This window comes from Fusobacteriaceae bacterium, assembly GCA_031272775.1.
GTDB lineage: Bacteria > Fusobacteriota > Fusobacteriia > Fusobacteriales > Fusobacteriaceae > JAISST01.
In genome coordinates this window covers 162512-168712 of sequence record JAISTB010000005.1, presented here as the reverse complement: position 1 = coordinate 168712, position 6201 = coordinate 162512, and the positions used below count along the sequence as shown (strand labels likewise).

3 protein-coding genes are annotated in these 6201 nt (G+C 52.4%); all 3 read right to left on the bottom strand.

What is annotated here, in order from left to right; genetic code table 11:
* Positions 1 to 2765: leukotoxin LktA family filamentous adhesin (locus LBQ97_01700; GenBank protein ID MDR1831431.1), on the bottom strand; the 2765-nt coding region annotated here is incomplete at its 3' end.
* A 74-nt stretch (positions 2766 to 2839) separates the two neighbouring features.
* Positions 2840 to 4447 (bottom strand): BamA/TamA family outer membrane protein, encoded by a 1608-nt coding sequence (locus LBQ97_01695; protein MDR1831430.1) that lies wholly within the window; start codon positions 4445 to 4447, stop codon positions 2840 to 2842.
* A 716-nt stretch (positions 4448 to 5163) separates the two neighbouring features.
* On the bottom strand, positions 5164 to 6192 hold the full coding sequence (gene tsaD / locus LBQ97_01690) for a tRNA (adenosine(37)-N6)-threonylcarbamoyltransferase complex transferase subunit TsaD (protein ID MDR1831429.1): 1029 nt from the start codon (positions 6190 to 6192) through the stop codon (positions 5164 to 5166).
* Positions 6193 to 6201: the final 9 nt, after the last annotated feature.

Sequence of the window (6201 nt, the reverse complement as noted above, 5' to 3'; positions counted from 1 at the left end):
TCGGTGGAGCTTCTTGTGTTGAAATTCGCGTAACTTCCCGGCGAAGCGAAGCTTGTGGCTCTGCTTAGCGTGTCCTTGAGAGCCGTCAGCATATAAAACGTCGGCGTCGTATCATCATAAGTGGGGCTTTTCTCTTCCGTCAGGGCGTCGATCTGGACGCCGATTTTTTCGAAAAAGCCGCTGGCTTCCCCGGTAATATAGCCCAAGAGTTCCATGGCGGAGCCGCTTTTTTTGCCGCCGCTCTCTCCGGGAATATCGATTTCAAAAATCTCCCCGCTGACCAGCGCGTCGGTTGTGCCTGAAACCTGGTTCCAGAAGGATTCAAACATGGATTTGATCCCCTCAAATTCCGATTTCAAATTTTCTGGCAACAGTTCGGCGCTGTCGCCGATGGCATTGAAGCTGTCGGTCAATTCTTTGGCCATCCGCTCCACGCGCCTATATTCCATATTGACGGCGCTTTCAAGGGTGATATCCTTGTCGGCGTTGAATTTCGCGTCGTTTTCCACCGTTACATTGGCGGTATTTTCGATGTCCACCACGGCCACGCCGGCGCTGACTGCGACTTTGTCTGGATCATCCTTTTGAGTGGTGAAGACGTCGCTGGCCGTTTCCATATGCACGTCCTCCACGGTATTTTGCGCCGATACCTCGAGGTTCCCTGTGCTTTTGAGATCCGCGCTTCCTTTGATCGTGACGTCGGCGGTATTTTTGTGATCGACGACCGTTACGGCGGCGCCCGCTTTCAGCATATTCAAAAATTCTGTTTTTGACTCGCTTTTTTCGGCGTTCATTTTTGATTTGAGCGTATCGAGAATCTGGCCGACTCCTGATCCCGATCCTCTAATCTTTTGATTGAATTTGCTCAAGCCGTCTGTGGACGTGGTCAGAATTTCATTGTCTGTGGTCCGGTTGACGGCCGATACGGTAAGATCCGCGGCCGTTCCTTTCGTTTCCAGTTTTCCCGCGATATTGATGTCGGCGCTGCTCTCGTATTCGGAGTAATTTACGGTAACGGTGGCGACGCCGCTGTCGCCCAATTTCGCTTCCGCCTCTGAAGTAATGGAATTTGTGGCCGTGCTTTCGATGGTCATTGCGCCGGCGGACTCCAGCTTCGCGGTATCAGTGACATCGACTTTCGCGTGATTTGTATTTTGGGAAATCAAAACCGCGACGCCGAATTGCGCGTCGTTGGCAATGGTACTTTCCGTTGCCGCCGCTTTCATTTCGTTGGAGGCTTTGGCTTCGGCGGTCAGCGCTTTTGCGGCCGTGAGCGTTCCTTCTATCGTGAGATCCGCGTCCACATCCATTTTCACATAGGCCAGGGCGAGGCTGGGAATGGCGTTGGCCCCTTTGAGGTAGTAATTATTCCCTTTGAAGAGCGCCGTGGAAGCGCCTAATATGGCGTACGCATCGCTTTTGGATTCCAGTTTCAGGTTTTCCCGGGCCGTAATCCAGACGCTTTGTTTCACGTTGACGTCGGATTCGGCCGAAAGCAGGGCCAGAGCCCCGCCGAAATTAAAGGGCGTTGTGGATCCCAGGAGATTCGTTACCGCGAAGCTGCCCCATTTTACCGAATCTGGCGTATCGTAGAAGTTGACCGCTCTTGCGGAAATGTCGACGTCTTCGCCGTCGATGGATCCGTCATGGATATTGACTGAGGCCTTGACGTCGGCGATGGAATATTCCGTATCGTAGAGTTCTCTGCCCAGTTCCGTCTTCAAATAGTCGCCGTTTGTGGCTATTGCGGAAATGTTGACGTTTCCCGCCGCGTCCAGCGTGCCGTAGCTGTCCACTTCCGCCTTGATCTCGTGGCGGATGAGCTCATCCACATTGCCGAAATTCCCGTCATTGACGATATCATCGACTATTTGCGTAGATTTTGCTTTTACGGCCCGGGCCGCCAGAGTGATATTTCCTTTGCCCGGCGTTCGGGTTGCCGTAAGGGCTCCCGTTTCGAGGCCGCTCGACGCGATATCCGCTATATTGACGACATTGCCGAAGCCGTCTACGCTTCCGAAATTCGTGACGCCCGTTTTGAGAACGGCGGTCTTGTTCGTCCGCTTGCCTTTATTTGTACCGGAGGTCGCCGTTTCGAAGGTATCGCTGCTGTCGCCTATGGTGATTTTGGCCGCGTGCAGGGAGATGTCGTCCGTGGCGAAAATTTTTCCCCGAACGGTGATCGTTCCTTCGGGATTAAGCGGGATATTCACGTTTCCCGCGCTGTCGGGGACAATGCCGCTTGAAAGGGTCCCGTTCTGCGCGTTAGCCATGGCGGCGTCGAATTTGTCGCCTTCGGGAGTGATCATATAAAAAGAGCCCGTATTAACGACGCCCTTTGTCCCGATAATCATGCCTTCCGGCGAAAGGAAATACAAATTCCCGCCGATTTTTCCGTCTCTGACGGCGTTTACGGTCCCGTCGACGCTGATTTTTTCCCGTACAAAATTAAAGAGATTGCTTGCTTCAGGCTTATCGGCGCCCTCTTTAAAGTACAGGTTGGCGATTTCATTTTCTCCGAGACTGAATTTCCCGAAGCGGTTGAAAGCATTCTCCCCGTTGACTTTTTCCGCGTAAATCTCAAATCGGCTGTCCGTGGGGCTTAATTTGGTTTCGTCGCCGGTTCTTTGAATTTCCGACGCGCCCACCACAATTTCCCCCGAAATCAAAAATCCCACCAGCAGCGCCGTGGTAAAACCGATATGTTTTTCTTTAATCCATCGTTTCAGACATTTTTCCGTTTGTTTCAAGACTGTTTTGTCCATTTTGCACCTCCGCAAGCTGTGTCCCGCAAGTATCCAAGTTATCCCCTAAGCTCTTACGCTCTGTTTTCCGTCTTTTAAAATCTGTAGCCGGCCGTGAAGTAAAGCCTCCCCGAATCGACCTTGGCGTTATTGATCTCTTTGATCAGCGGAATCCCGTAAGACAGGGAAAGCTGCGCCCCCTTCGGCAAGGTGAGCTTTACGCCCAGTCCGGCGCCCGCGATCTTGTTGTCGTCCCAGGCGTTTTTGCCGTGGGTGAGTCCGCCGTCAACGAAGGCGAAAATTTCCGCCCGCTTCCCCAGCGGGATCGCGTACTCGACATTGGCGGAAATTCCGCTGTCGGCGCCCATCAGGTTTTCCGCGTAGCCTCTGACGCTGGCCGCTCCGCCGATGTAGAACTGGTCGGAGCTCGGCAGATAATCCGCAAAGGCCCATTGTCCGTTTACTTTCACGCTGAGCGTCTTGTTTTTGGCGAAAACCCGCTGCCAGATTGAGAAAAGCTCATATTTCAAATAGTTTTTGCTTGTCTGGGACAGGGCTTTCCAGCTCCCGTGAGTTAATCCGTGGCGCATATACCACAGGCTTTTCGTTCCGTAGCGCTTGATGGTCAGCGAAGCCTCGTAATGCGTGACGTCGTCATTGACCCACTCGTAGGTCATGATGTCGGTTTTGATCTTTTGCCGCGCCCATTCGAGCGCCCCATCGATCTTCCATTTTTCGCCGACAAGAAAGGGATGACTGATGTTGAGGCCGTAGCTGTAGGAATTGCCCTTGACGTCGACGTCCTTCAGATCGCCTTTGATGATTTCCACGCTGTTGAGGGAAAAATGCGCGCCGATACGCGCTCCTTTTCTCGTGATCGGATAACTGTAGGAAAGCCCTCCGGAGCGCGTTCCGCCGGTCCAGACGCCCGTCAGGGAAAATTGATCCCGGAAGCCGAAAAGGCTTGTGTTCGTGTAACCGACGCCCGCCCGGTATTCTCCGCTGGACTCCGAACCTTGATTGTCCGCGAAAACCACGAATTGGTGATGTTTCGGTTCTGTCACGGTCAGGAGGTAATCCGTCGTTCCGAAGGCCTTACCCGCTTTTAGCTGGATGCGCGTCTGGATATCGTTTGTTCCGTTGAAGCGCAGGAGACTTTTGTTGAGTTCTCCCAGATTGGAGACAAGGCCTTTGACCAGATCTATTCTGTCGAGGATATAGCCGGCTTTTGTCGTCTTGTTCCCTTCAATCGCGATATCGGCGGTCTTTCCTTCAACGAGGAGGATACTCACGACGCCGCCGTCTATTTCCTGGGGCGGCAGGAAGGCCCTGCAGACGATATAGCCTTTTTCCGCGTAAAGGGCGTTGATTCTGTTGACCGCCTCATAGAGATCGCCGACCGTTACGTTCTTTCCGACATAGTCTTTTTTGATCCGGTCAAGTTCGGCGGACCCCAGCACTTCCGAGGTTGTAATTTTCAGTTCCCGCAACAAAAACGTGAAGGAGTTTCCGCCTTCATCACGCATTTTTTTGATTTCCGGGGCTTCGATGCCTTTCCGGTCCCGTTTTTTTTCTTCCCGCAATTCCTGCCTGATTTCCCGTTCCCGCAATGCTTCCGTCGTTTGATTGAGGAGCACGCCGGCCGAGGCTTCGGCCGGGGGCAGGGGCAATGCGGCCGCCCTGGAAATTACGCCTGCGAGCAAGAACGCCGACAGGGTGAGGTATGCCCGGAAATTCCTTGAAATTTCGGCATTTGTGCGGGATTCAGCTCTATTTTTTGTCGAATTTGTCATTATTTCTCCTCTGTTTGACCTCTGAAATAGGTGCGTTTTTCTTCCAAAAATTAACCTTAACGCCCAGTGTTTCTATACGCAATATTCTTTTGCGCGTGTAATATCCTTTTTACTATTGTTCCGCCTTCTGACCCGCAAAAACAAAAAATCAGGACGGATTTCGATTCTGACTTTTTACTTCAAACCAGATTTTATGCGAATGTAATTTGTCATAAGTCTGTGACAGAATTATAGCATATTTTCAAAGAAAAAGCAAGAAAATATTCTAAAATTGTTTTAAATTTGTAGGAGGTACAATAAAAGTGGCCGGAGAAGCGCCAAAAGGCGCTCAAATAAAAAAGCGCCGCGGCCCGTGCAAGCTTTGGCGCAATCCTTCTTATAAATAATGTACCGGTATCAAGAAAATAGAGTTTGGGAATCTTGACGGCCCGTTTCGTCAGATTGTTGTGATAAGATTTCAGCAAATACACGAGATTGGACGCCGCGAGAATCGAAAGCCAACGTTGCGCGGTCGGTTGGCTGACGCCAACATCCCGATTCTTCCCGCCAGCGACTCGCTGACATTTTCCATGAGATCAAACTGTTGGGAGCCGGTCAAGAAAAATTGGCCCTTTTTTCTGCGGTCCCTAATAGAGATCCTCCTCGATCTCGAGGGCGGCGACCCCGTTCAGGTCATTTCCGGCGAAAATTTTGTGCCTTTCCTCTTTCCGCAAATTGGAAAGCTTGTACCAGGCCGCGGCCGCGATCATGGCCGCGTTGTCCATGCAGAGCCTTATGGCGGGGTAAAATACCGGTATATTCAGCGCTTCGGCCTTTTCCCGGAGCTCGCTCCGGAGCAGGGAATTGGCCGCGACGCCGCCGGCGATCAGGATGCCGCGCACATTGTGCTCCCGCGCGCAGGCGATGGTCTTTCTGACGAGGATATCGACGACTTTGCCGAGATAGGACGCCGCGATGTCTTCTTTCCGGAAGGAGGTCCCCTTCATGTTCGAGCTGTTGACATAATTGATGACGGCCGTCTTCAGACCGGAAAAGCTGAATTCATACTTTCCGACCCGCGGATCCGGCAATGTAAGGAAGTTTCGGACCCCTTGGTAATAAAGCTTGTCGATGACGGGGCCGCCGGGATAGCCGAGATCGAGAATCCGGGCGACTTTGTCGAGGGATTCCCCCACCGCGTCGTCAAGGGTTCCGCCGACATTGGTAAATTCATAATTTTCATCGATCAGGACAAGATTCGTGTGCCCTCCCGAGACCACGAGGGCCAGGCAGGGGAGCGGGACGTCCTGCTCAATGAAGTTTGCGAAAATATGTCCTTTCAGATGATGGACCGGAATGATCGGGATATTTTTCCCGAGAGCCAGGCCCTTGGCGAATGATACCCCAACGAGCAGCGCTCCGATCAAGCCCGGCGCGTAGGTCACCGCAATGTAGTCCACGTCGTTGAGCGTAACGCCAGCCTGCGTCAGAGCCTCGTCCAGAATGGACGGGATATTCCGGATATGGTGGCGGGAGGCGATTTCCGGAACTACCCCGCCGTATTCCCGGTGGATGTCCACCTGGGAGGAAATAATATTCGACAGGACTTCTCTGCCGTCCTTTACGACCGCGATGGATGTTTCATCGCAGGATGTTTCAATGCCCAAAATAATCACTTGCCGCAC